General features: G+C 63.8%; 19 protein-coding genes, 1 tRNA gene and 1 riboswitch. Of the genes, 2 read left to right on the forward strand and 18 right to left on the reverse strand.

Annotated features, from left to right (window positions below):
- Positions 1-202: 202 nt before the first annotated feature.
- Complete coding sequence (locus tag LFT47_RS12950) at positions 203-424, reverse strand: hypothetical protein (protein ID WP_236811356.1); 222 nt, start codon at positions 422-424, stop codon at positions 203-205.
- A gap of 3 nt (positions 425-427) precedes the next feature.
- On the reverse strand, positions 428-1,234 hold the full coding sequence (locus LFT47_RS12955) for a COG4280 domain-containing protein (RefSeq protein ID WP_236811358.1): 807 nt from the start codon (positions 1,232-1,234) through the stop codon (positions 428-430).
- A 252-nt stretch (positions 1,235-1,486) separates the two neighbouring features.
- Here LFT47_RS12955 and LFT47_RS12960 point away from each other — a divergent pair, with 252 nt between their 5' ends.
- Positions 1,487-2,101, forward strand: coding sequence for a Chromate resistance protein ChrB (locus LFT47_RS12960; protein WP_236811360.1), 615 nt, complete (start codon positions 1,487-1,489; stop codon positions 2,099-2,101).
- Between the two features lie 122 nt (positions 2,102-2,223).
- Here the strand turns inward: LFT47_RS12960 and LFT47_RS12965 are convergent.
- From LFT47_RS12965 to LFT47_RS13020, 12 genes are all read right to left on the reverse strand, one after another.
- Positions 2,224-2,299, reverse strand: a tRNA-Ala gene (locus LFT47_RS12965).
- 143 nt (positions 2,300-2,442) lie between these two features.
- A complete protein-coding gene (gene rsfS / locus LFT47_RS12970; protein ID WP_236811365.1) occupies positions 2,443-2,841 on the reverse strand; it encodes a ribosome silencing factor in 399 nt (132 codons plus the stop codon).
- Positions 2,842-2,904: 63 nt separating this feature from the next.
- Entirely contained in the window at positions 2,905-4,149 is a 1,245-nt protein-coding gene (locus tag LFT47_RS12975) for a hypothetical protein (protein WP_236811367.1), read from the reverse strand.
- Between the two features lie 7 nt (positions 4,150-4,156).
- Positions 4,157-4,777, reverse strand: a complete 621-nt coding sequence (nadD, locus tag LFT47_RS12980) for a nicotinate-nucleotide adenylyltransferase (protein WP_236811369.1) — start codon at positions 4,775-4,777, stop codon at positions 4,157-4,159.
- 55 nt (positions 4,778-4,832) lie between these two features.
- On the reverse strand, positions 4,833-5,072 hold the full coding sequence (locus tag LFT47_RS12985) for a hypothetical protein (protein WP_236811371.1): 240 nt from the start codon (positions 5,070-5,072) through the stop codon (positions 4,833-4,835).
- A 79-nt stretch (positions 5,073-5,151) separates the two neighbouring features.
- Positions 5,152-6,522 carry a glutamate-5-semialdehyde dehydrogenase gene (locus tag LFT47_RS12990; RefSeq protein WP_236811373.1) on the reverse strand — a complete coding sequence of 457 codons (1,371 nt, stop codon included), beginning with the start codon at positions 6,520-6,522 and terminating at the stop codon, positions 5,152-5,154.
- Positions 6,519-7,709 (reverse strand): glutamate 5-kinase, encoded by a 1,191-nt coding sequence (gene proB / locus LFT47_RS12995; protein WP_236811377.1) that lies wholly within the window; start codon positions 7,707-7,709, stop codon positions 6,519-6,521. Before proB ends, LFT47_RS12990 begins: the two co-directional genes overlap by 4 nt.
- Complete coding sequence (gene obgE / locus LFT47_RS13000; RefSeq protein WP_236811379.1) at positions 7,699-9,288, reverse strand: GTPase ObgE; 1,590 nt, start codon at positions 9,286-9,288, stop codon at positions 7,699-7,701. Before obgE ends, proB begins: the two co-directional genes overlap by 11 nt.
- Before the next feature lie 144 nt (positions 9,289-9,432).
- Positions 9,433-9,696: a 50S ribosomal protein L27 gene (gene rpmA, locus LFT47_RS13005; protein ID WP_003803426.1), complete on the reverse strand. Its 264-nt coding sequence runs from the start codon at positions 9,694-9,696 to the stop codon at positions 9,433-9,435.
- A 60-nt stretch (positions 9,697-9,756) separates the two neighbouring features.
- On the reverse strand, positions 9,757-10,065 hold the full coding sequence (rplU, locus tag LFT47_RS13010; protein WP_028267456.1) for a 50S ribosomal protein L21: 309 nt from the start codon (positions 10,063-10,065) through the stop codon (positions 9,757-9,759).
- A gap of 432 nt (positions 10,066-10,497) precedes the next feature.
- Positions 10,498-12,018 carry a bifunctional hydroxymethylpyrimidine kinase/phosphomethylpyrimidine kinase gene (gene thiD / locus LFT47_RS13015; RefSeq protein WP_236811380.1) on the reverse strand — a complete coding sequence of 507 codons (1,521 nt, stop codon included), beginning with the start codon at positions 12,016-12,018 and terminating at the stop codon, positions 10,498-10,500.
- A riboswitch (TPP riboswitch) is annotated at positions 12,010-12,106 on the reverse strand. It overlaps the preceding gene by 9 nt.
- Positions 12,107-12,254: 148 nt before the next feature.
- A complete protein-coding gene (locus LFT47_RS13020) occupies positions 12,255-15,401 on the reverse strand; it encodes an Rne/Rng family ribonuclease (RefSeq protein ID WP_236811382.1) in 3,147 nt (1,048 codons plus the stop codon).
- 469 nt (positions 15,402-15,870) lie between these two features.
- Here LFT47_RS13020 and LFT47_RS13025 point away from each other — a divergent pair, with 469 nt between their 5' ends.
- Entirely contained in the window at positions 15,871-16,551 is a 681-nt protein-coding gene (locus LFT47_RS13025) for a vitamin K epoxide reductase family protein (protein ID WP_236811384.1), read from the forward strand.
- Between the two features lie 98 nt (positions 16,552-16,649).
- On the opposite strand, the gene ndk is transcribed toward LFT47_RS13025, so the two are convergent.
- From ndk to ileS, 4 genes are read right to left on the reverse strand one after another with little or no spacing between them, the layout of a single operon-like run.
- Complete coding sequence (ndk, locus tag LFT47_RS13030; RefSeq protein WP_236811386.1) at positions 16,650-17,069, reverse strand: nucleoside-diphosphate kinase; 420 nt, start codon at positions 17,067-17,069, stop codon at positions 16,650-16,652.
- Positions 17,070-17,122: 53 nt separating this feature from the next.
- Positions 17,123-17,575 (reverse strand): DUF4233 domain-containing protein, encoded by a 453-nt coding sequence (locus LFT47_RS13035; RefSeq protein ID WP_236811388.1) that lies wholly within the window; start codon positions 17,573-17,575, stop codon positions 17,123-17,125.
- Between the two features lie 2 nt (positions 17,576-17,577).
- Positions 17,578-18,939: a bifunctional folylpolyglutamate synthase/dihydrofolate synthase gene (locus tag LFT47_RS13040; RefSeq protein ID WP_236811390.1), complete on the reverse strand. Its 1,362-nt coding sequence runs from the start codon at positions 18,937-18,939 to the stop codon at positions 17,578-17,580.
- Positions 18,940-18,942: 3 nt separating this feature from the next.
- Positions 18,943-22,284: an isoleucine--tRNA ligase gene (gene ileS / locus LFT47_RS13045; RefSeq protein ID WP_236811398.1), complete on the reverse strand. Its 3,342-nt coding sequence runs from the start codon at positions 22,282-22,284 to the stop codon at positions 18,943-18,945.
- Positions 22,285-22,608 lie beyond the last annotated feature (324 nt).

Here is a 22,608-nt window from a genome sequence, read left to right on the forward strand (position 1 = left end):
CGAGTGTCATTCTTGAGAGTGACAGTTGTTAGATTCACAGGCGAACGCAAAGTGCAGTCAAGACGCAGGTGGACGGTGCGTGAACACCGGGCGTCCTTCGCTTGAGCAAAGACTTCCCCGGACCGCGAAGAAGCGGTCCCGGGGAGTACCCGGGACCGCTTCTTTCTGCCTTTTGACAGAACGTACTACGTATTGGTTTTTCTTAGTTTTTAGGGTTCCGCTTGATGTCGATGGCGAGGGCGACGACGAAGGCTGCCCCCAGGGCTACTGCCAGGATCGGCGGGAGCAGTTGGGAGTGCTCGAAGCCGTTCAGGACGAATCCGGCGCCGACGGCGAGCACGGACACCACCGCCGCGGCGATCTTCCAGTCATCTCCGATGATGAAGTCGTACCAGAATTGGGCGAACCCCTTGAGGAATTTCATTGCTTAGACCTCCCCTCGAGCATCGACGAGGGCTGCTGAGGCCTTCGGGGAAGCGACCGGGACCCTGAGGACCCGGACCAGCACGACCGAGAGCAGCAGCCAGCCGGCCAGGATGGGCAGCAGGACGAAGTCCGAGCCGATCCACTCAAGGCTGGCCCGGTCCGGGGTGAGGCTTCCCAGGCCCTCGATGGCCCAAAAGGTGCCGAAGGTCGCGAGCAGGAGGCCCACACCGAACTTGAGGGTGTTCTCGGGCACCTTGGTCAGCGGCGCGTGGACGACGACCGCGGCGAGCAGGACCACGACGACGGCGGCAACCGCACCCAGGATCGCGACCGGCATGTTGTGGGCGTTGAGGCCGAAGGTGATAACGATGAAGACCACTTCGACACCTTCGAGGAACACGCCCTTGAAGCTGATGACGAATGAGAACCAGTCGAGCCCGAACCGGGTCTCGTTTCCGGCCGCGGCGGCCGCCTTGGCCTGCTTCTCGTAGATCAGCGCTTCATCATGCAAGGCCTTGCGCCCGGAGGAGCGCAGAATTGCCTTGCGCAGCCACTGCAGCCCGAAGATCAGCAGCAGGATACCTATCACGAGCTGCAGGCTCGAGCGCGGGAGCCAGGTCGCCAGAGCGTAACCCGTAACTGCCGTGAATCCGGTCAGCGCCACAAGCGCCGCCCCAATGCCGACCAGCGTCGACTTCCAGCTCCGGGTCATGCCCATCGCGAGCACAATCGTCAATGCCTCGACCATCTCGACGATGGCGGCCACGAACACGGATATGGCCAAGCCCCAATCGGTACTTGAACCCATGACTACCACCCTTCTGAATACCTTTGGTCAATACGTTCGTTGTCAATAGTAACGACCGTTATATCTGGAGTGCAACATTGTGATCACATGACAGTCGCCGCCGTTATACCTTCGAACACCAGGAACTTCTCACCTTGGATGCAACCACTCACGAGCGGATGATAGCCGACCGTCATGTATTCAAAACATCCCCCGTCACCCGTCCGGCGAGCGGCAGACGATACGATGGCGTTGGCAACAAGAGGAGACCTGATGAACGTCGAAACGAACACGTCCGCCGCGCCGGACCCTGAGATGGAAGCACCGCGGCCGGCGCGGACTGGGAGCCAGGACCCGATCACCTGGCTCATCCTGATCTATCGGGTACCCAGCGAACCCACCCGCCTGCGGGCGGCGGTGTGGCGCCGGCTGCGCAACCTGGGCGCCGTCTACATGCAGAATTCCGCGGCCGCCGCGCCACGCACACCCCAAAACGAACGGGCCATGCGCGCCCTGCGCAACGAGATCGTCGAATCGATGGCAGGCAAGGCATTCCTGGTCAACGCAGCGTCTCTCATCGGCGAGAACGACCTCGTAAACATGTTCAACGAGGCCCGCAACGACGAATACGAGGAGATTCTAGACAAGTGCCGCGATTTCCACGCCGGAGTGGAGAAGGAGGTCAGGGAAGAGCACTTCACCTACGGCGAACTAGAGGAAAACGAGGAGGACCTTGGGAAACTCCGCGGGTGGTTCGAGAAGGTCAAGGCGCGCGACGTCCTCGGTGCGCCCATGGCCGAAAAGGTGGCCGATGAACTCTCCCGGTGCGCAGTGAGACTCGAAGAGTTCGCCTCCCAGGTCTACGAAGCCGACAACGCCTCGCTCTGACGACGGGTCCGTGATGACCAGCGAACCCGGACAAGATCGGCAAACACACCCAAAGCGATCCACGCCGAGAACACCGGAGAAAACGAAAGAGCCACCCCAACGGGGTGGCTCTTTCGACTCTATGGTGGAGCTGAGGGGACTCGAACCCCTGACCCCCTGCATGCCATGCAGGTGCGCTACCAGCTGCGCCACAGCCCCATATCCTCGCTGCTCCGCGAACCGTGAACCGGCCTGAAAATCTCCTCCGGTTTTCGGATTCCTCCGAAGCAACTCAAATATCTTAGAACAGCATTTCCGAAAATTCCAAATCGGGCATATTCAGTTGGTTTGTGCCCTAAAGCCTAGGATTCCTCGACGGCGGGAGTCTTCGCCGAGGCGTCGTCACCGAGTTCCAGATCCACTACCGGGCAGTCTTTCCACAGGCGTTCCAGGGCGTAGAAGACCCTGTCTTCGGAGTGCTGGACGTGCACCACGATGTCGGCGTAGTCCAACAGGACCCAGCGGCCTTCGGACCGTCCTTCGCGGCGGACCGGGCGCAGGTCCTGCTTGAGCAGCTCTTCCTCGATGCCGTCGACGATGGCATTGACCTGGCGTTCGGTCGGGGCCGAGGCGATCAGGAAGACGTCGGTCAGGGCCAGACGTTCGCTGACGTCCAAGGCGATGATGTCCTCGGCCAGCTTGTCCGCTGCCGCGCGGGCGGCGTGGCGGGCCAAGAGGACGGATTGTTCATGTGCAGTCACGGGACTCCTTGTATGCGGCTTCGAGAATAAACGAAGCCTGTTTGGTGGCAAAAGCCGTTATAGTCAGCGGGAAAGTCCGCTGGTGATCATGATGATGCCCGCAATCAGGGCGATGGCTCCGATGCCAACGAGTCCGAGGACCAGTAGCCGGGTACGCTGGGCGCGCCCGAGTCCCGCCGTCGCGGCGTCGAGCGGTTCAAGTCCGTAAGCCGAACTTGCCGAAATAGGCGGATGTTCGGCCGCTTCACCGAAGGCATCGCCGTCCGAGACGGAGTCCGACGCGGGGAGTCGACCTGCCGCTTTCGCAGCGGCCTCTGCGCGTGCCAGCACTCCTGCGCGGCCGCGCAGGCTGCGGGACTTGCCCGACGCCGATTGCCCGGGCTTCAGTTTCGGCGCAGGTGAGGTCACGAGAGGAACAAAGGTGGTGCCGGGCGGCTTCATGACCGGACGCTCGAGTCCCGGAACCTTCACGAATTCCAGGGGCGTCACCATGGCCAGGTTGCTGGCCACGGAAGGTTCAGCGCGGACCGGACCAGAAGGACGGCTGTTCTGCTCGGCAAGCTTCTGCTTGGCCATGGCCCTCTTGTTGAGGATCGCCTCGCGTTCAGCCTGGGCGATTTGTTCGGCCAGGGCCTCTGGATCCGCTGGCTCAACGTCGGCTTGGGAAACCCCGGATTCAGCGGCCGGAATTTTCTGCACCGCCGATTCCATTGCCGCGATGTGCTCAAGCTTGTTGGACTGATTTTGCGCTTGGGCAGCCAATAGCTCACGGGCCATCAAGGCCTGCTCCACGGTCATTTCGGGGGCGCCGGGAGGCGGGCCTGCCGTGACCCGCACACCGCCGCCTGGTGAAACGCCCGGGCCATCAGGGCCGGACTGCTGCCTTCCGGGAGCCTGGACCTGGACACTGGACGTCCTCGGCCCGGATCCGGGTGCCGGGACAACGGGGATCGCCGAGGTGCCCGGGGCAACTTCTTCCTGCAATTGCTGCAGGCGCAACTGGCGGCGCGTGGGCGGACCGCCGCGGGAAAGCTGCTGCTCCTTATCCGCGAGTTCCTTGATGGCGCGGAGTGCGGCGCGGTCGCGTGCACGGGCCTGCGAAGAACGTTCCGAGGCGGGTTGAGCGTCCAGCGGAGCATCGGCCACCCGGCGCACCCGATTGACCGAAGCGCCACCGGACGCGTGGTTGGCGTCGTCGGAGGTAACGGCTTCGGCTACCGCGGGACGTGCGCCGGTTTCTTCCACGCGTGCGTCCCGGGCTCGTCGAAGCTCGCGCCGGCTAGGGATGGGGGGCTGTTCCTGGCTCATTCAAAACTCACTCGGTACGGGCTTGGTGTTCTGATCCGGTCATAGCATGCAGGGGCTCCCCCATGCCGGGTTTGCCCGAGTACAGCTTGTATTTGGCGATGTACTGCACTACCCCATCAGGCACGAGGTACCAGACCGGATTGCCTGCACCCACCCGGGCGCGGCAATCCGTCGAAGAAATCGCCATGGCGGGCACTTCCAACAGACTGACGTCCTCCCTGCCCATGCCGTCAAGGACATGACCGGGCCGGGTGACCCCGACAAAGTGCGCCAAGGTCCAAAGCTCGTCGACATCTTTCCAGGACAGGATCTGCGCGAGGGCGTCAGCGCCCGTGATGAAGAACAAGTCCGCGTCCGGCCGCTGGGTCCGGAGATCCCGCAGGGTATCGATGGTGAACGTGGGACCGGGGCGGTCCACGTCCACGCGGCTCACCGTGAAATTGGGGTTGGAAGCCGTGGCAATGACCGTCATCAAGTACCGGTGCTCGGCTTCACTGACCTGCTTGTGCGATTTCTGCCAGGGCTCGCCGGTGGGCACGAAGACCACCTCGTCCAAGCGAAACTTGGCGGCAACCTCACTGGCAGCAACCAAGTGGCCGTGGTGAATGGGATCGAAGGTTCCACCCATCACGCCCAAGCGCAGCCGGCGCCCCGTTTCCTCGAAGGGTTTTGCGGCGGAAATGTTAGTGACCCAGCCCTGGGTGCTTGGCCGGGTGCTGGCGGTGCGGATCCGAGTGCTCTTCGACGGCCTCGTGACGGTTGCCGAGGTTAGTGTAGGAGACTGCGACAAACATGAGGACGAGCAGGATGCAGAACATTGAGACACCGAAAACCCAAGGTTCAGCCCACAACGGTGCCGGCGCTTCGGCTCCGCTCTCGCCCCCTTGCGTGAAAATTGAAATGGCGATCTGCTGAAACTGCATTTTCTCCCCTAGCGGTTCAAAGGATTTCGACGGCGGATCCTCCCACCGTTCAGGACTTCTGTTCTATGTTACAGCGTCGCTAGCCGCGGATCTGGCCTTCACCCTGGACAATCCACTTCGTGGTGGTCAGCTCAGTGAGGCCCATGGGACCGCGTGCGTGCAGCTTCTGCGTAGAGATTCCTACCTCGGCACCCAGGCCGAGCTCGCCCCCATCAGTGAAACGCGTGGATGCGTTCACGATGACCGCCGCAGAGTCGATGTCCGCGATGAACTTCTCCGCGTTCGCCAGATTGTTCGTCAGGATGGCCTCCGTGTGGCCGGTCGACCATTTGCGGATGTGCGCGACCGCCTCGTCCAGGTTGTCCACCATGGCAACTGCGAGGTCGAGGTCCATGTATTCCGTGGCCCAATCGGCGTCGTCGGCGGGGACTGTGTCCACGGAGCCGGACAGCGCCGCTTGAATCCGGGAATCGACGTGCAAGGTGACACCGGCAGAGCGCAAGGCGGTAGCGACGGCGGGCAGCACCGTGGATTTCGAGTGCACCAGGAGAGTCTCCACAGTGTTGCAAACGCTGGGGCGCTGGGTCTTGGCGTTAAGCAGGATATCGACAGCCATCTCTTCGCTGGCGGACTCGTCGATGAAGATGTGCACATTTCCCTCGCCGGTCTCAATGACGGGGACGGAAGAGTTGTTCACCACAGTCTGAATCAGGTCCCGTCCACCACGCGGAATCAGCACGTCCACCCGGCCACGGGCACGCATCAGGACGTTCGCGCCCTCGCGGCCGAACTGGTCCACGCTCTGCACGGCGTCGGCCGGCAGCCCGACGGATTCCAACGCATCGCGGAGGATGGTCACAAGGGCTGCGTTGGTGTGGGCAGCAGCCGATCCGCCACGCAGGATCACTGCATTGCCGCTCTTCAGGGCGAGTCCGGCGATGTCAACCGTGACATTGGGGCGCGCCTCGTAGATCGCTGCGACGACTCCCATCGGCACATTGACTTGGCGCAAGCGAAGTCCGTTGGGGAGGGTCTGGCCTCGGACGACGTTTCCCACGGGATCCGGCAGGCCCGCCAGGTTTTCAAGGGCCGCCACAAGGCCGTCGATGCGGGCAGGTGTCAGGGTCAGGCGGTCCAGCATGGCAGCGGAGGTTCCGTTGTTGCGGCCGGACTCAACATCCTTCGCGTTGGCGGCGAGGATGGACCCCTGCTTTTCCCGGAGGGCTGCGCCAATAGCGTGCAGCGCGCGGTCCTTCCAGGCGCGGTTCGCCTGGGACATGTGCCGTGCGGCCTGCCGTGAGCGGTCCGCGATCGAATGCACGGCCGCCTCCACTTGCTCAGGGGTGAGCGGCGCGTTTCCCCTCTCCGGAGTTTCCGGCACCTGGGCGGCATTGCCAGCAGCCAGGGCGTCAGTCATCACAGGAGAATCAGGGGTAAGGGCCTCAGTCATTCTCCAAGTTTAGTGGAGCGGGACTGCTGGACCAGTACGAGGTCGTCAACATGAACAACTACGCGGTCATATCCGCGGCCAAGGTCCTTGGCGAGTTCCTTGGTTGAACGGCCAAGCATGCGGGGAAGCTCGTCCGCAGAGTAGTTCACGAGGCCCCTGGCAATCACGGTGCCCTCGGATGAAACCATCTCCACCGGATCGCCCGGCTCGAAGTCTCCCTGCACCGAAGATATTCCGGCGGGCAACAGCGACGTGTGGCGGTCCCGCACGGCCTTGACGGCGCCGTCGTCGAGCACCAAACGGCCCCGGACCGAAGCGAGGTGGGCCAGCCAAAGCAGCCGTACCGGTTTGCGGTTGCCGTTGATGGCGAACCACGTGCCCACGTCCTCGCCTGCCAGGGCGGCGGCGGCATTGGCCGTGGACGTGACGAGGGCGTGGATGCCGGAGCCCGCGGCGATCGACGCAGCCTCTACCTTGGTGGTCATGCCTCCGGTTCCAACGCCGGCTTTACCGGCCTTGCCGATGGTCACGCCGACGAGGTCAGCGGGACCAGTGACAAGCGGAATGCGCTTGGCACCCAATGACGGCGGACCATCGTAGAGGGCGTCGACGTCGGACAACAGGACCAAGGCGTCCGCCCGGACAAGGTGGGCCACCAAAGCGGCCAGACGATCGTTGTCGCCAAAACGGATTTCGTGCGTTGCCACGGTGTCGTTTTCGTTCACGACGGGCACGACGCCGAGGTTCAGCAAACGGTCCAGCGCCCGGTATGCGTTGCTGTGCTGCGTGCGCCGCATCAAGTCGTCCGCCGTCAAGAGGACCTGGCTGACCGTGACCCCGTGAGCGGCAAAAGCCTGCGAATAGCGCGCCATCAAAAGCCCTTGGCCCACGCTGGCCGCAGCCTGCTGCGTGGCGAGGTCCTTGGGACGCTTGGCGAGGCCGAGCGGCGCGAGACCCGCCGCGATGGCACCGGAAGAGACCAGGATGATCTCCGTCCCGGAATTGCGCTTCTCAGCCAGGGCGTGGACAAGTGCCGTCAGCGCTTTCTCCGAGATGCCGCCTTTGATGCTGGTCAGCGAGGACGAACCCACTTTGACGACGATCCGCTTGGCGCCGGCCAATGCCTGGCGTTCGGCGGAGTCGTCGCCTTCGGTGACTTCAGCGATGCGGGCCGTGCTAGTCGTCATTTTCGGCTTCCAGGCCGCTTTCCTTCAGGGGCTTGGGTAGACGACGTCCGCTGACGGACTCGGTCCAGATGCCCGCCTTCCGCTCGGCTTCGAGCTCGGCGCGTGCTGCAGCCTTGGCTTCGCGTCGTTCGAGCTGCTCGTCGCGCTTCTGCGAACGGGTGGGACGGTCGCCGATGTCGGCAACACGGATGTCCGTGCCTCGAGGCGTCGCCAGGAGTTCGGCGCCCGCCATCATGGTGGGTTCCCAGTCGAAGACGACGCCGTCCTCTTCGCCGATCACCACGGTGTCACCCGGAACGGCACCCATCTTGAACAGTTCGTTTTCGATGCCGAGCTTTGCCAGGCGATCGGCCAGGTAGCCAATGGCTTCCTCGTTGGTGAAGTCGGTCTGCTTGACCCAACGGACCGGCTTCTCCCCCAGGACGCGGAAGAGCGGCTCGAGGTTCTTTTCCTCGCGGCGGATCTTGAAGCCGGACTCGTTGACGGCGCGGGGGCGCAGGACGGGCGCCGCGACCTTGGGAGGCGCAGTGGCAACGGCCTTGCGGGCGGCCATGACGATCTCGCCCATGGCGAAGCTCAGTTGGCGCAGGCCTTCATGGCTCGTCGCGGAGACTTCGAAAACGCGGTAGCCGCGCTGTTCCAGTTCCGGGCGGACGAACTCGGCCATATCCCGGCCGTCTGGCAGGTCCACCTTGTTCAGGACAACAAGTTTGGGGCGTTCGTTCAGGGGGACCACTTCGCCGTCAACGCCGGCGTAGCTCATGTCCACTGCGTACTTATCCAGCTCTTGCTCGATGATCGCAAGGTCGGAGAGCGGGTCCCTGTCCGCTTCCAAGGTTCCGCAGTCCAGCACGTGCACGAGCGCGGCGCAACGCTCGACGTGGCGCAGGAAGTTGTGGCCGAGGCCCTTGCCCTCGCTCGCGCCTTCGATCAATCCGGGAACGTCGGCAATGGTGAACCGGACCTCACCGGCCTGGACCACGCCGAGGTTGGGGATCAGGGTGGTGAACGGATAATCGGCGATCTTGGGCCGCGCAGCGGACATCGCCGCGACAAGGCTGGACTTGCCCGCTGAGGGGAAGCCAACCAGTGCGATGTCTGCGATCGACTTCAACTCCAGGACGATGTCACTGGAGTCCCCTTCGATTCCGAGGAGGGCGAAACCAGGGGCACGGCGCTTCTGCGAAGACAACGACGAGTTACCAAGGCCGCCCAGGCCACCTGCAGCGGCAACGAACTCGGTGCCTTCACCTACAAGGTCAGCAAGGACAACGCCGTCCTTGGTCTTGACCACGGTGCCGTCCGGCACGGGAAGCACGAGAGTCTCGCCGTTCTTGCCGCCGCGCCAGTCACCCATCCCGGGGCCACCGTTGGTTGCGTGGCGGTGCGGTGCGTGGTGGTAATCAAGCAAAGTGGTGGTCTGGGCGTCAACGCGCAGGATGACGTCGCCGCCGTTACCGCCGTTGCCGCCGTCGGGTCCGCCCAGGGGCTTGAACTTCTCGCGCTTAACAGAGACACAGCCGTGGCCGCCTGTTCCGCCGGATACGTGAAGTACTACCCGGTCTACGAAGGTCGCCACGTGTTTCTCCTCTAACTGGAAATTACTGCTTGAAATGCGTGTTGCGGGCTGATGCGCCGCCGCCCGCCCTAGTAAATTCTAGTGCGGTTAAAAAGACAGGTGGAGCGGGCCATACGGCCCGCTCCACCCGTTCAGAACGTGTTATTACTCTGCAGCTGCAGCAGCAACGATGTTCACTACGCGACGGCCACGGCGAGTTCCGAACTCAACCGCACCTGCCTGCAGGGCGAACAGGGTGTCGTCGCCACCGCGGCCGACACCGGCGCCCGGGTGGAAGTGGGTGCCGCGCTGGCGGACGATGATCTCGCCTGCGGAAACGACCTGGCCACCGAAGCGCTTTACGCCGAGGTACTGGGCGTTGGAGTCACGACCGTTGCGAGTGGAGCTCGCGCCTTTTTTATGTGCCATTTGAAATGCCTGCCTTTAAATTCTGGGGAATCTGTTGAAAACCTGAACAGCAACCAGTGGTTACTTGATACCGGTGATCTTGATCTTGGTGAGTTCTTGACGGTGACCCTGGCGCTTCTTGTAGCCGGTCTTGTTCTTGAACTTCTGGATGACGATCTTCGGACCACGGAGGTCTTCGAGGATCTCAGCCGTAACCTTGACCTTGGCCAGATCCGCAGCAGCGGAGGTGACCTTGTCACCGTCCACCAGGAGCAGTGCGGGCAGCTCAAGGGTGCTGCCGGCTCCGCCGGGGACGCGGTTCAGGGTTACGTAGTCTCCAACGGAAACCTTTTCTTGGCGGCCGCCTGCGCGGACAATCGCGTACACCACTTGGGCACTCACTTCTCTCGACGTTTATTACTAAATTTGCGTGCGGAACCCCGATCCGAAAACGGGCCTGGTTCACGCTGTGCCTCAACGCCGTGGACTCCGGTACGGAATCCATGAGTCATCCCTCGAATAGTTCCAAATGAAAGGTAAGTTCCAAATGAACGGTTTCTAGGGGCATAACCCAAGTGTTGGCGTAAGCACCGAAGATCTAGATTACGCTAGTTTCGCCTTCGGCTGCAAATGAGGCCAGGTCCGGAGGCTGCCACGTGATGGCTGCCACAGACTGGCTATGTCGCCATCCGGTACCGTGCCCGTCCACCTTACCCTGCCGGCCGGGAAAAGCTCGGATCCTCGCGACGACACGCTGCAGCGCCCGCGAAATGCGCCTTGCTCCGCTGCCTCGCTCCGCTGTCTCCGTCCCGGAAAACGGGCTCAGGCATGCAATCTTGGAGCATCGAAGAACGCCGTTTCATAACGGCAGGATTGGGCAAACGCCTCCATCATCGCGGTGCGCTCCGCTGGCGACGCGGCCTGTGCGGCGGCATCCGTGATGTCGATCGCCTTGCGGGTGGCCTCTGCGAACGCTTCGTCCGCGTAGGTGCGCAGCCAGTCTGCGTAAGGGTGCTCGTCCGACGCTCCGGCCCGAATGTAGCCAAGGTGGAGCTGGTGTCCCACCTCGGCGTACAACCAGTAGCAGGGAAGCACGGCAGCCAGCAGCACGGCGTAGCTTCCCGACGCCGACGCCGCCAGCAAGTGGTCCACGTAGGCCTTGGTGACCGGTCCTAGCTCTCCGCTTACCTGGCGTCCATTGAGCCAATTCCGGTGCAGCTCGGACTCGACCTCAAGGCACATCTGCGAGCCGCGGGCCCAGAACAGCTGTTCGGTTTCACTCGGGGCGAGGGCGCTTGCCCGTGCCAGGACCCTCGAATAGCCGTTGAGATAGATGGCATCCTGCGACAGGTAATAGCTGAACTGCGCTTCGCTGAGGCCACCGGTTTGCAAGTGCTGGATGAAGTCCAAGCCATAAATGGCCGCAAGTTCCGTTTGGGCGGCGTCCCACATCCGGACGGCGAAATCCCCCGGTTGAAGGTCCTGCTGGAGCGCATGGAAATGATGGATCGGCCCGTTGCCCTTCCCGACTTCCAGCACCTCGGACTGGGTCAGCGCTTCCTGAAGCCAGGGCTTGACTACGCGCAGGGCGGACTCCCAATCGCCGAGCCGCGCCTTGGCCGTCGCCATCGCCGAGGAGAGGGAACATCCCGTGCCATGGCTGTTGCGGGTCTCCACGCGTTGGCCGGCGAATTCCACCACGTCCTGGCTCAGTACTCCCCCGGTGTTGACCAAGGCATCGGGGCAGCCCGCTCCCTGCAGATGGCCACCCTTCACCAGGACGGTGTTTCCACAGGCAGCGGCCAAGCGTTTGCCTTGCTCCAACGCCGTGGCCCAGTCAGTGGCTTCAGGTTCGCCGAGCAGCATGGCCAATTCAGGAAGGTTGGGGGTCACCAAATCGGCGAGGGGCAGAAGTTCCCGCAGCGCGGTTTCAGCGGACTCCGCGAGGAGCCGGTCGCCACTGGTCGCGATCATCACCGGATCCAGCACGACGACGGCGGGGCGCGCCTCGCCGAGCCAGCGACGGACTTCGTGGATGACGGCCGCGTCCCCGAGCATGCCGATTTTGACGGCATCGACGGTGATGTCGTCGCTAATGGCATCCAATTGCTGGCGCAGGAATTCCACAGGAGGCACATGGACGGCAGTGACGCCCTGCGTGTTTTGTACCGTGAGCGCCGTAATCACGGCCATGCCATAGCCTCCGTTGGCCGCAATGCTCTTGAGGTCCGCCTGGATCCCGGCGCCACCCGAAGGATCCGAGCCGGCAATGCTGAGGACCCTCGGGATGGCCCGCTGGATAGCCTTGAGCGGGTAGACGGCTGATTGCGCTGAAACAGTCATGCAAGACATCCCTTCGCCGGTGCTAACCGGACAGGTTCAACGGGTCTGGTCTCAGCCGGCTTGGTGCGCGGCACCCCGTGTCAGTCCCCTAGCTTAACCCGGATCACAGCTCACCCGCTGAAATCGCCCTTTGCAACCGCGCGGAGCGGTCGTCCGGTGAATTGGCAGGCAACGCCGAAGCCCCGGCGGTTTCCACAGGAGCGGAAACGGCCGGGGCTTCGGGCAGGATACTGCGTTTAGAGTTCGGACTTGGGCACGCCGACACCGAGGATGATCGGTTCCGCTGCCGCCGTCGACTTGGCTGGAGCAGCGTCCGTCGCCTTGGCCTCGTGCGCGGCCCCACCGGAGGCGGCCGCGGCAACCTCGTGGTGCTCCACGTTGGTGGCGTTGGCGGCACCCTGGGCCCGGCTGGCGCTGCGGTTGCGACGGCCTCGGCGTCCACGCGAACCCGCTTCCGGGGATTCTCCGCTTGCAACGGCCGCGGGGGTCCCGGCGGGCACTTCCTCGGCCTCAGGTGCCGTCGTCGCAGTGTCGGGCGCTTCTCCGAGGCCCGCGAATGCCTGTGCCAACAGGTCCAGGCTCATGGCAGGGGCACCACTCGCTGGCTCCTCTTCGTGGTGGACGAAGGGCAACGCAACTTCCTCGCCGCCGAATCGCAGGACAGGCTTCGAACGTTCCTCGCTACTCGACGCAGCGGCAGGAGCCTGGGCCGGGGCCGCGGGGGCCTGGACCGGGGTTGCTTCCGCTACGTGCCCGTCGGCGAGCAATTCCGCCGCGTGGTGGAGCTCGTCGTCGTGCAGGTGGGCTGCGTGGGCTGCCGCCGCGATGGTGGCAAGGGCTGCGCGGGTGGCTGCCTGGCGGTTCGGATCGGTGGATTCCACGGTGTGGACCGGCACAGGTGGGGTGCTCGGGAGTTCGGTAGTCCCCGGACCCGTGCCCCTGCCGCGGCGACGCTTGCGCTGTTCAGGCCGGACGGTCGGCTGTGACTCCGTGCGTGGGTGGTGGTGTTCGGCGGCCACCACGTTGGCCCGACGGTGTTCCACAGGCTCGTCGTGCGTGACGATTCCGCGACCGGCGCAGGTTTCGCACTGCTCGCCGAAGACCTCCAGCAGGCCGGTGCCCATGCGCTTGCGCGTCATCTGGACCAATCCAAGGGACGTCACCTCGGCGACCTGGTGCTTGGTGCGGTCCCGGCCGAGGCATTCGACCAAGCGGCGCAACACGAGATCGCGGTTGGATTCCAGGACCATGTCGATGAAGTCGATGACGATGATTCCGCCGATGTCGCGCAAGCGCAGCTGGCGGACCACTTCCTCGGCAGCCTCAAGGTTGTTCTTGGTGACGGTTTCCTCGAGGTTGCCACCGCTGCCGGTGAACTTCCCGGTGTTGACGTCAACAACCGTCATGGCCTCGGTGCGGTCGATCACGAGCGAACCGCCGGAGGGCAGGAAGACCTTGCGCTCCAGTGCCTTGTGGATCTGTTCGTCCACGCGCCATGCCGAGAAGATGTCCTGATCCGAGGTCCACTTTTCGAGGCGTCCCACCAGGTCCGGCGCCACGTAGGTGACGTAGGCTTCGATGGTGTCCCAGGCTTCGTCGCCGGAGACGATGAGCTTGGAGAAGTCCTCGTTGAAGACGTCTCGGACCACCTTGATGGTCAGGTCCGGTTCGCCGTACAGCAGTTCCGGTGCCAGGATCTTGGTGGACGTGGACTGGCTTTCGATGCCTTCCCACTGGGCCCGCAGGCGGTTGATGTCGTGCGTCAGCTCTTCCTCGGAAGCTCCCTCGGCGGCGGTGCGGACAATGACGCCCGCGTTCTCCGGGAGGCGGTCCTTGAGGATCTTCTTCAGGCGGTTGCGCTCGACGTCGGGCAGCTTGCGGGAGATGCCGGTCATTGACCCGCCCGGTACGTACACAAGGTAGCGGCCTGGGAGCGAAATCTGGCTCGTCAGGCGTGCGCCCTTGTGACCCACGGGGTCCTTGGTGACCTGGACCAACACGGAATCGCCTGATTTCAGGGCGTTTTCGATGCGGCGCGGTTTCCCTTCCAAGGTGACTGCATCCCAGTTGACTTCACCGGCGTACAGCACGGCGTTGCGGCCGCGTCCAATGTCGACGAACGCGGCTTCCATCGACGGCAGCACATTCTGGACCTTGCCCAGGTAGACGTTGCCGATCAGGGAATCCTGCTGTGTCTTGGACACGAAGTGCTCTGCGAGCACGCCGTCTTCCAGGACACCGATCTGGATCCTGTCGTCGCGCTGCCGAACGATCATCTGGCGGTCGACGGACTCACGGCGGGCCAGGAATTCGGCCTCGGTGATGACCTGTCGGCGGCGGCCGGTCTCGCGGGACTCGCGGCGGCGCTGCTTCTTGGCTTCAAGGCGAGTGGAGCCCTTGACGCTCGTGACGCGGTCGGAGCTGCTGGTGGACTCAACGTGTGCGCGGGGGGCGCGGACACGGGTGACAGTGTTGGGGGGATCGTCGTCTCCGCCACCAGTCAACTCCAGGTCCTGATCGCCACGACGACGGCGCCGACGACGGCGGGAGGTTACGCCTTCTTCGAGGACTTCCTCGGCACCGGCTTCTGTCTCGTCCTCGGATTCCGCGGCCGTTTCGTCTCCGGCGGCTTCATCGCGCTCGTTGCCCCTGCGTCCACGACGCCCACGGCTGCGACGGCGACGGCGGCTGCCGGCTTCGTCCAGTTCGTTGTCCTCGGAAACTTCTTCGGCGTCGGCCTGCCGTTCCTCTTCGACGACGGCCGGCCTGGCAACGGCGCTCAAGTCCGGCGCCTGGAAGATCATGGACGTGACGGAGCCAGGTTCCATGAACAGCGAAGCGATCGGGCTTGCGGCTTCGGCCTCGACGGCCGGTTCCTCAGTGGTTTCCTCCGGCGCAATCTCCGCGACCACAGCGTTTTCCTCGGGCTGCGCAACCTCGGCAGCCGGTGTTTCAACCGGGGCTTCTTCAGCGACGGGTTCGGGGCTCTTTGCCCTCGTCGTACGACGGCGGCGGACCGGCTTCTCGGGGGCAGCTTCGGCTTCTGCCGCTATTTCAGGCTCGACGACGGCGGCAGCCTGCGGGGCCTCGCCACCGTCCGTGGAAGCTTCTTCGGCGAAACCTGGCAGCGGCTCGGAAGTTTCGACCTTCTTTCGAGCCCTTGTGCGCCGGACGGGAGCCTTGGGCGCTTCGGTGTCCGTCGCTTCGGTGTCCGTCGCTGCGGTGAGCGGTTCACCGGCGGCTGCTCCGGCGTCGGGGGCTTCATCGGCGGTGACCGTCTTCGGTGCAGCCTTGCGGCGGGTGCGGGTGACCTTTTTGGGTGCTTCAGTGGTCTCGGTGGACGCCGCATCTTCGGCGGCGGCTACAACTTGCTCGTTATCCATATGTGGCAACACTCCTGCCCTTGCGCAACCGCCACATCCGGTGCCCAGAGAGGCAATATTGTCAAAACCCGCAGGCGTTGACAGAAGTCAGTAGTAGTCTTTCCGGTTCGCACCAGCATGGGGGTGCGGCATCCACGGAAAGCCGGCTTCGCTCCAAACCCGTTGTTCTAATGCCACAACCAGGTGCCGTCCATTGTCACTGCGGCGCTACCGGGGATCATTGGATCCTGGGCATGCCCTGCATATGACTGGCGGTCTTGGGAACAAGATACCGGACCGGATTCCGCATGTGGATCGGCTTCCGGCCATGTTCATTCTCTCACACGCCCGCACTCCCGGCAGGAAGCACGCCCTGAAAGCTTCCGTGCCGCCGAGTTCGCTGGACGCCTCATCCAGCCTCCACGGCTAGAATCCTCCCAAGAGCAGTCCCCGGTCCTGCGCCGGGCCACCCAGAAAAGGACAGCCAACCATGCCGAGCCCCGCCAGCCCGAACCTGGCCAATAACGATGCCCGCTCCCTCGGGCAGGACAAAACCGGGAGGAGCCCCGACGAGACCATGCCACGCATGGTCCGCGACCGCCCCTTCGCGTGGCTCCTGCTCGCCACCGGCGCCATTGCGTGGCTGGCATCAGGGGCGCTCGTGCTGGAAAAGCTGCAGGTACTCCAGGACCCCAACCACATCACGGCCTGCGACCTCAATCCGTGGGTCTCCTGCGGCAGCGTCATGAAGACACCGCAGAGTTCGGTTTTCGGTTTCCCCAACATGTTCATCGGCATTGTCGCCTTCGCTGTGATCATCACCACCGCCATGGCTATCTTTGCCGGGGCCAAGTTCGCCCGCTGGTACTGGATCGGACTGCAGACGGGCGTCACACTGGGGTTCATCTTCATCGTCTGGCTATGGTCCCAGGCACTGTATGTCATTCACATCCTGTGCCCGTTCTGCATGGTGGTGTGGGCATGCATGATCCCCCTCTTCGTGTTCGTGACCATCCGGAACGTGGCGCACGGGGTCATTCCAGCCCCCGCAGGCCTGGCCAGGATCCTCAGCGAATCCGGTTGGATCATTTCCGCGCTGCTCTACGTCGGCGTGATCGCGAGCATTTTCTTTGCCTTCATCAACGTCTTCATCGGCACGTCGGGTTACTGAGCACTTATCCCTTAACTAACGCGGGGTCACTTACGGCCCATTCCGGACCTCCGGATGGACCGTAAGTGACCCCGCGTTGCTCGTTTCTTGGCGGGAAGCTACGCGCCGAACCAGATCTTGATCTCACGCTCCGCGGAATCAACCGAATCGGAACCGTGGACCAGGTTCTGCTGCACTGCCAGGCCCCAGTCACGGCCGAAGTCGCCGCGGATGGTGCCGGGAGCCGCCGTCGTCGGGTCCGTGGTTCCCGCAAGGGAACGGAAGCCTTCGATCACGCGGTGGCCTTCGAAGATCGCAGCGACAACCGGGCCGCTGAGCATGAACTCGACCAGCGGCTCGTAGAACGGCTTGCCCAGGTGCTCTTCGTAGTGCTGCTCCAGCAGATCGCGGGTGGCGTTGACCTTCTTCAATTCGACCAAGGAGTATCCCTTGGACTCGATGCGGGCGAGGATGCTGCCGCTCAAGTTGCGGGTGACGCCGTCGGGCTTGATCAGTACAAGGGTGCGCTCAATGCTCACGGTTGCTCCAATGTTGAGTGTGTGGGTTTCCCAGCCAGTTTACGGGGTTTCGCTCAGGCGGACTGCCCGGCAGAGTCTTCCCCGTGCGAAGCGTTCCATTCGGCTTGCTCACGATCGCGCTGGGCGTTCTCGCGGTCGATCCGCATGCCGGCACGGATGCCGTACCACCAGCAGGCCGCGAAGAGGACTCCCACCACGAACATCGTGGGCTCGACGAATCCCGAGGAAATCAAGACCAGCTGCAGTACCCAGCCGACGCCGATGCCCCACGGCCTGCTGAGCACGGCGCAGGCCAGGATCAGCACGAGGCTCAGGGTGATGCCGAAGGTCAGGATCAGCGCCGGCTGTACCTCTCCACGCTTCAGTCCGAAGACAGCCAAGGTGGCGAAGAACGCGACGAAGGCCTCCAGAAGCAGCACGGTCGAAGCGAACATCACCTTGGTGGAGCGGCGCTTCTTGGGCATCCCGGGCCGCCATTCGCGCTGGGCTTTGGTCAGTTTGGCCACCCCTAGGAACCAACCTTCCCGAGGAGCATGCGGGCTTCGGCCACCACGGTGATGGAACCCGTGACGAGTACCCCGCCGGCCAGGTCATCGTTGGCTTCGGCACGTTCCACGGCCCACTCGATCGCGTCGTCCAGCTTCTCGGCGATGTGGACGTTGTCCGCACCGAAGCCAAGGTCGACGGCGAGATCGGCCAGTTGCGCGGCCGGGATGGCCCGCGGCGAGCTGGATTGCGTGAAACAGAATTCCTCGGCCAGTCCGCCCAGGGATTCCTTGAGCTGCCGCAGGATTTCTTCCGCGTCCTTTTCCTTCAGGACCCCAAGGACCACCACCAGCTTGCTGAAGCTGAAGGCCTCTTCGATGGCCTCGGCTGAGACGCGGATGCCATCGGGGTTGTGGGCGGCATCCACGATGATCGTGGGAGCCGTGCGCACCACTTCGAGGCGGCCGGGCGAGGTGACGTTGCCGAAAGCCTCGCGCAGGAGATCGCCGTCGAGCTCTTTTTCGCCGCCCCCGAAGAACGCCTCCAGGGCCGCGACGGCGACTGCCGCGTTCTCAGCCTGGTGGGCGCCGTGCAAGGGCAGCAGCAGGTCCTCGTAGCGGCCAGCGAGCCCCTGGATGGTCAGCACTTGGCCCCCGACGGCCACGCTACGGGACTCGACGCCGAATTCGACACCTTCGAAACGGAACGGCACACCCACCTCGCGAGCCTTCTCAAGGAGCACCTGGGCGGCGTCCACGGGCTGGGCCGCGCTGATCAGGAAGCTGCCAGGCTTGATGATTCCGGCCTTCTCACGGGCGATGTCCTCGGTGGTGTCGCCCAGGAGATCCGTGTGGTCCAGCGAAATCGGCGTCACCACGGAAACCTGCCCGTCGCCCACATTCGTGGCGTCGGTAATACCGCCCAACCCCACTTCAATCACGGCGACATTGACCGGTTGGTCAGCGAAGATCGCGAAGCCAAGAATGGTCAGGCACTCGAAGTACGTGAGCCTGGGCTGGCCATCGGCCTCAAGTTCCTTGTCCACGATCTCGAGGTACGGGCGGATCTCGTCCCAGATCCGGACAAAAGTCTCATCCGAAACCGGCTCGCCGTCGATGCTGATGCGCTCGGTGACCTTGGACAGGTGCGGACTCGTGTAACGGCCCGTGCTCAAGCCGTGGGCGCGAAGACCCGCCTCGATCATGCGGGCCGTGGATGTCTTTCCATTGGTGCCCGTGATGTGGATGATCGGGAATGCCTTGTTGGGCTCCCCCAGCACATCCATGGCCCGGTACAGGGGCGCCAGCCGCGGCTCCATTTTGTTTTCCGGGGCGCGGCCCAGGAGTTCGGCGTAGACGCTTTCTACGGAGAATTCGTCGCTCATGTACTAGGCCTCGATCTTGGTAACGGTGATCTGCGGCTCGGCCGCGTCGCCGGAGACGACGGGGTCGAGCTTGAGGGACAGGGTTTCAGTCTTGACCAGCTCTTCATTGGCGCGCAAAGCGTCAACAACGTCGTGGACAGCCAGAACCGTGGTGTGGATGCGGTCGCTGACGTTGAGTCCTGCGTCCTTGCGGGCCTGCTGGATGGCGCGAACCATGTCGCGTGCCAGGCCTTCGGCAGCCAGTTCCGGAGTGACTTCGGTGTTCAGGACCACGAAGCCACCGCCCGGAAGGACGGCGACAGCCGCGGAGGCTCCGCCTGCAGATTCCGCGACGACGGTCTCAAGCGTGTACTCCTGCGGTTCCAATGGCAAACCGCCGGAGACTACGACGCTCCTAGCACTGATCGTCCGAACCGACCAGTCGCCGGACTTGGAACCCTTGATGGCCTGCTGGACGTTCTTGCCCAGTCGCGGACCTGCCGCGCGGGCGTTGACCACGAGTTTCTGCTCGATGCCGAATTCCTCCGGCGACGCCGTGGCGGCGTCGAGGAGCCGGACGGAACGCAGGTTCAGTTCATCCGCGACGACGGCGGCGAAGCCTTCCAGCGCGTCCGCGCCGGGTGCCACTACCGTCAGCTCCTGGAGCGGCAGGCGGACGCGAAGGTTGGCGGCCTTGCGCAGGCTGGAGCCGGTGGAGCAGATCTGCTGGACCCGGTCCATGGCCTCGACGAGTTCCGGATTTGCCGGGAACAGCGACGCCTCGGGCCAGTCAGCCAGGTGCACGGAGCGCCCGCCGGTCAGTCCGCGCCAGATCTCCTCGGAAACGAGGGGCAACAGCGACGCCGAGACACGGCAGACGGCTTCGAGGGCCGTGTGGAGCGCATCGAAGGCGTCGGTGTTCTCGTCAAAGAACCGCTGCCGGCTGCGGCGGACGTACCAGTTGGTGAGCATGTCCAGGTAGCTGCGCAGTTCATCGCAGGCTCCGGAAATGTCGTACTCGTCCAAGCTGGAGGTGATGTTGCGGACGAGGTCCCCGGTGTTCGCCATCAAGTACTGGTCCATTGTGTCCGTGTAGCCGTCGTAGCGCAGCTTGGCGTCATAGCCGGCGCCACCATTGGAGGCGTTCGTATACAGCGTGAAGAAGCTGTAGACGTTCCACAGCGGCAGGATGACTTGGCGGACGCCGTCGCGGATTCCCTGTTCGGTGACCACGAGGTTGCCGCCGCGCAGGATGGGACTGGACATCAGGAACCAGCGCATGGCGTCGGAGCCGTCGCGGTCCAGGACCTCGGAGACGTCCGGGTAGTTGCGCAGGCTCTTGGACATCTTCTGCCCGTCGGAACCCAGCACGATGCCATGGCTGATCACGTTGCGGAAGGCGGGCCGGTCGAAAAGGGCCGTGGACAGGATGTGCAGCATGTAGAACCAGCCACGGGTCTGCCCGATGTACTCGACGATGAAGTCCGCCGGGTTGTGGGTGTCGAACCATTCCTCGTTCTGGAACGGATAGTGCACCTGGCCGTAGGGCATGGAGCCCGAATCGAACCAGACGTCCAGGACGTCCTCGACCCGGCGCATGGTGGACTGGCCCTCTTCGGGAGAGCGGGGGTCGTCCGGGTTGGGCCGGGTGAGTTCGTCGATGAACGGACGGTGCAGGTCAACCTGGCCCTCGTTGTTCACCGGCAGGCGGCCGAAATCGGCCTGCATCTCGGCAAGGGAGCCGTAAACATCCGTGCGCGGGTACTCGGGGTCATCGGACTGCCACACCGGGATGGGCGAGCCCCAGTAGCGGTTGCGGCTGATGGACCAGTCACGGGCGTTGGCCAGCCACTTACCGAACTGTCCGTCCTTGACGTTGCCGGGGATCCAGTTGATCTCCTGGTTCAGTTCGGACATCCGGTCCTTGAACTTGGTGACCTCCACATACCAGGAGGACACGGCGCGGTAGATCAAGGGGTTGCGGCAGCGCCAGCAGTGCGGGTAGCTGTGCTCGTAGCTGGCCTGGCGAACCAAGCGACCGCCGGAACGCAGTGCCTGCGTGATCGGCTTGTTGGCATCGAACACCTGCAAGCCGGAGATTTCGGCGAGGGGTCCGTGTGCGAACAGGTGGAGGAACTTGGCGCCTTCGTCGACGGAAAGGACCACGGGGATACCGGCGTCCTCACAGACTTTCTGGTCGTCTTCACCGTAGGCCGGGGCCTGGTGGACGATGCCGGTGCCGTCAGTGGTGGTGACATAGTCCGCCACGAGGAAACGCCAGCCGTTCTGGGTGCCGTATTTCTCGGTGTCGGAGAAGTAGTCCCACAGGGGCTCGTACTCCAGGCCGGCCAACTCGGTGCCGGTGTAACTGGCCTCGACGGCGGCAAGTGCGGCGGCGCCGTCGTCGTACCCCAGGTCCTTGGCGTAGGTGCCGAGCAAATCGGCGGCCAGCAGGAAGCTGCCCGTCACCGGGGCCTCCGGGGAGGCGGCCTTGATGCCGTTGGGACCGGCCGGAACCACCGCGTAGGAGATGTCGGGCCCGACGGCGAGCGCCAGGTTGGTGGGCAGTGTCCAGGGGGTCGTGGTCCACGCGAGCGCCTGCACACCCTCAAGGGACTTGGAGAGTTCCGACTCCCCCGCCTTGATGGGAAAGGTCACGGTGACGGTCTGGTCCTGGCGGTTCTTGTAGACATCGTCATCCATGCGCAGCTCATGGTTGGACAGCGGCGTCTCGTCCTTCCAGCAGTACGGCAGGACTCGGTACCCGTTGTAGGTGAGGCCCTTCTCGTGGAGCTGCTTGAAGGCCCACAGGACAGACTCCATGTACTCGACGTTGAGGGTCTTGTAGTCGTTGTCGAAGTCCACCCAGCGTGCCTGGCGCGTGACGTAGCTCTTCCATTCGTCCGCGTACTTCATCACCGAGGCACGGCAGGCGTCGTTGAACTTGTCGATGCCCATCGCTTCGATCTGGGTCTTGTCCGTCATGCCCAGTTGCTTCATGGCTTCGAGTTCAGCGGGCAGGCCGTGGGTGTCCCAGCCGAAGCGCCGTTCGACGCGCTTGCCGCGCTGGGTCTGGTAGCGGCCTACGAGGTCCTTGGCATAGCCGGTCAGGAGGTGGCCGTAGTGGGGCAGCCCGTTGGCGAAGGGAGGACCGTCGTAGAAGACGAACTCGTTGCTGCCAGGGTGGCCGCCGGGCAGATCGGCGCTGCGGTTGTCGATGCTGGCTTGGAAGGTGCCGTCTTCATCCCAGTACTTGAGGATGCGCTCTTCGATCTCCGGGAACTTCACGGAGGCGGACACCCCTCGTGAGGTGCCGGACGGAGCTGTGCCTGAAAGTGCCGCGGAGGCCTTGGGGTAATACGTCATCTCTTCATCCTGGGTTGAGCCGGTGAACACAAAGTTTCATTCAGGATGCGAGGACGGCGCCAGCTGCGTTGTCTCCAACGGCGCCGGTACCGCGGTACCACCTCACTTACCGTCGCTGGCGCGGCTCCCCGTGAAGAGGAGCTGTTCCGGCGTCGGCCGCTCATTGCTGCTGTGACGGGCTTACCCGTCCGGTTCTACTGACTCCCGTGGCGGCGGGGGCGTTCTTCCGGAAGCTCACCGGTGATGTCCGGGTCGAAGCTTGTGCCACAAGTCTAGCGGCAGCGGCGCCGCGAGCTCCACTTGAAGGCATGGGGCGCGCGACAC

The sequence above is a fragment of the Arthrobacter sp. FW306-2-2C-D06B genome, from assembly GCF_021789175.1.
Taxonomy (GTDB): Bacteria; Actinomycetota; Actinomycetes; order Actinomycetales; family Micrococcaceae; genus Arthrobacter.

Excerpts from the sequence above, each read along its gene's own strand:
- LFT47_RS12985 (WP_236811371.1), bottom strand. The coding sequence starts at position 5,072 with ATGCAGTTTCAGCAGATCGCCATTTCAATTTTCACGCAAGGGGGCGAG.
- thiD (WP_236811380.1), bottom strand. The coding sequence starts at position 12,018 with ATGACTGTTTCAGCGCAATCAGCCGTCTACCCGCTCAAGGCTATCCAG.
- ileS (WP_236811398.1), bottom strand. The coding sequence starts at position 22,284 with ATGACGTATTACCCCAAGGCCTCCGCGGCACTTTCAGGCACAGCTCCG.
- LFT47_RS12950 (WP_236811356.1), bottom strand. The coding sequence starts at position 424 with ATGAAATTCCTCAAGGGGTTCGCCCAATTCTGGTACGACTTCATCATC.
- LFT47_RS12955 (WP_236811358.1), bottom strand. The coding sequence starts at position 1,234 with ATGGGTTCAAGTACCGATTGGGGCTTGGCCATATCCGTGTTCGTGGCC.
- proB (WP_236811377.1), bottom strand. The coding sequence starts at position 7,709 with ATGACGACTAGCACGGCCCGCATCGCTGAAGTCACCGAAGGCGACGAC.
- LFT47_RS13025 (WP_236811384.1), top strand. The coding sequence starts at position 15,871 with ATGCCGAGCCCCGCCAGCCCGAACCTGGCCAATAACGATGCCCGCTCC.
- rpmA (WP_003803426.1), bottom strand. The coding sequence starts at position 9,696 with ATGGCACATAAAAAAGGCGCGAGCTCCACTCGCAACGGTCGTGACTCC.
- LFT47_RS12975 (WP_236811367.1), bottom strand. The coding sequence starts at position 4,149 with ATGAGCCAGGAACAGCCCCCCATCCCTAGCCGGCGCGAGCTTCGACGA.
- LFT47_RS12990 (WP_236811373.1), bottom strand. The coding sequence starts at position 6,522 with ATGACTGAGGCCCTTACCCCTGATTCTCCTGTGATGACTGACGCCCTG.
- LFT47_RS12960 (WP_236811360.1), top strand. The coding sequence starts at position 1,487 with ATGAACGTCGAAACGAACACGTCCGCCGCGCCGGACCCTGAGATGGAA.
- LFT47_RS13040 (WP_236811390.1), bottom strand. The coding sequence starts at position 18,939 with ATGAGCGACGAATTCTCCGTAGAAAGCGTCTACGCCGAACTCCTGGGC.
- nadD (WP_236811369.1), bottom strand. The coding sequence starts at position 4,777 with ATGGGTGGAACCTTCGATCCCATTCACCACGGCCACTTGGTTGCTGCC.
- LFT47_RS13020 (WP_236811382.1), bottom strand. The coding sequence starts at position 15,401 with ATGGATAACGAGCAAGTTGTAGCCGCCGCCGAAGATGCGGCGTCCACC.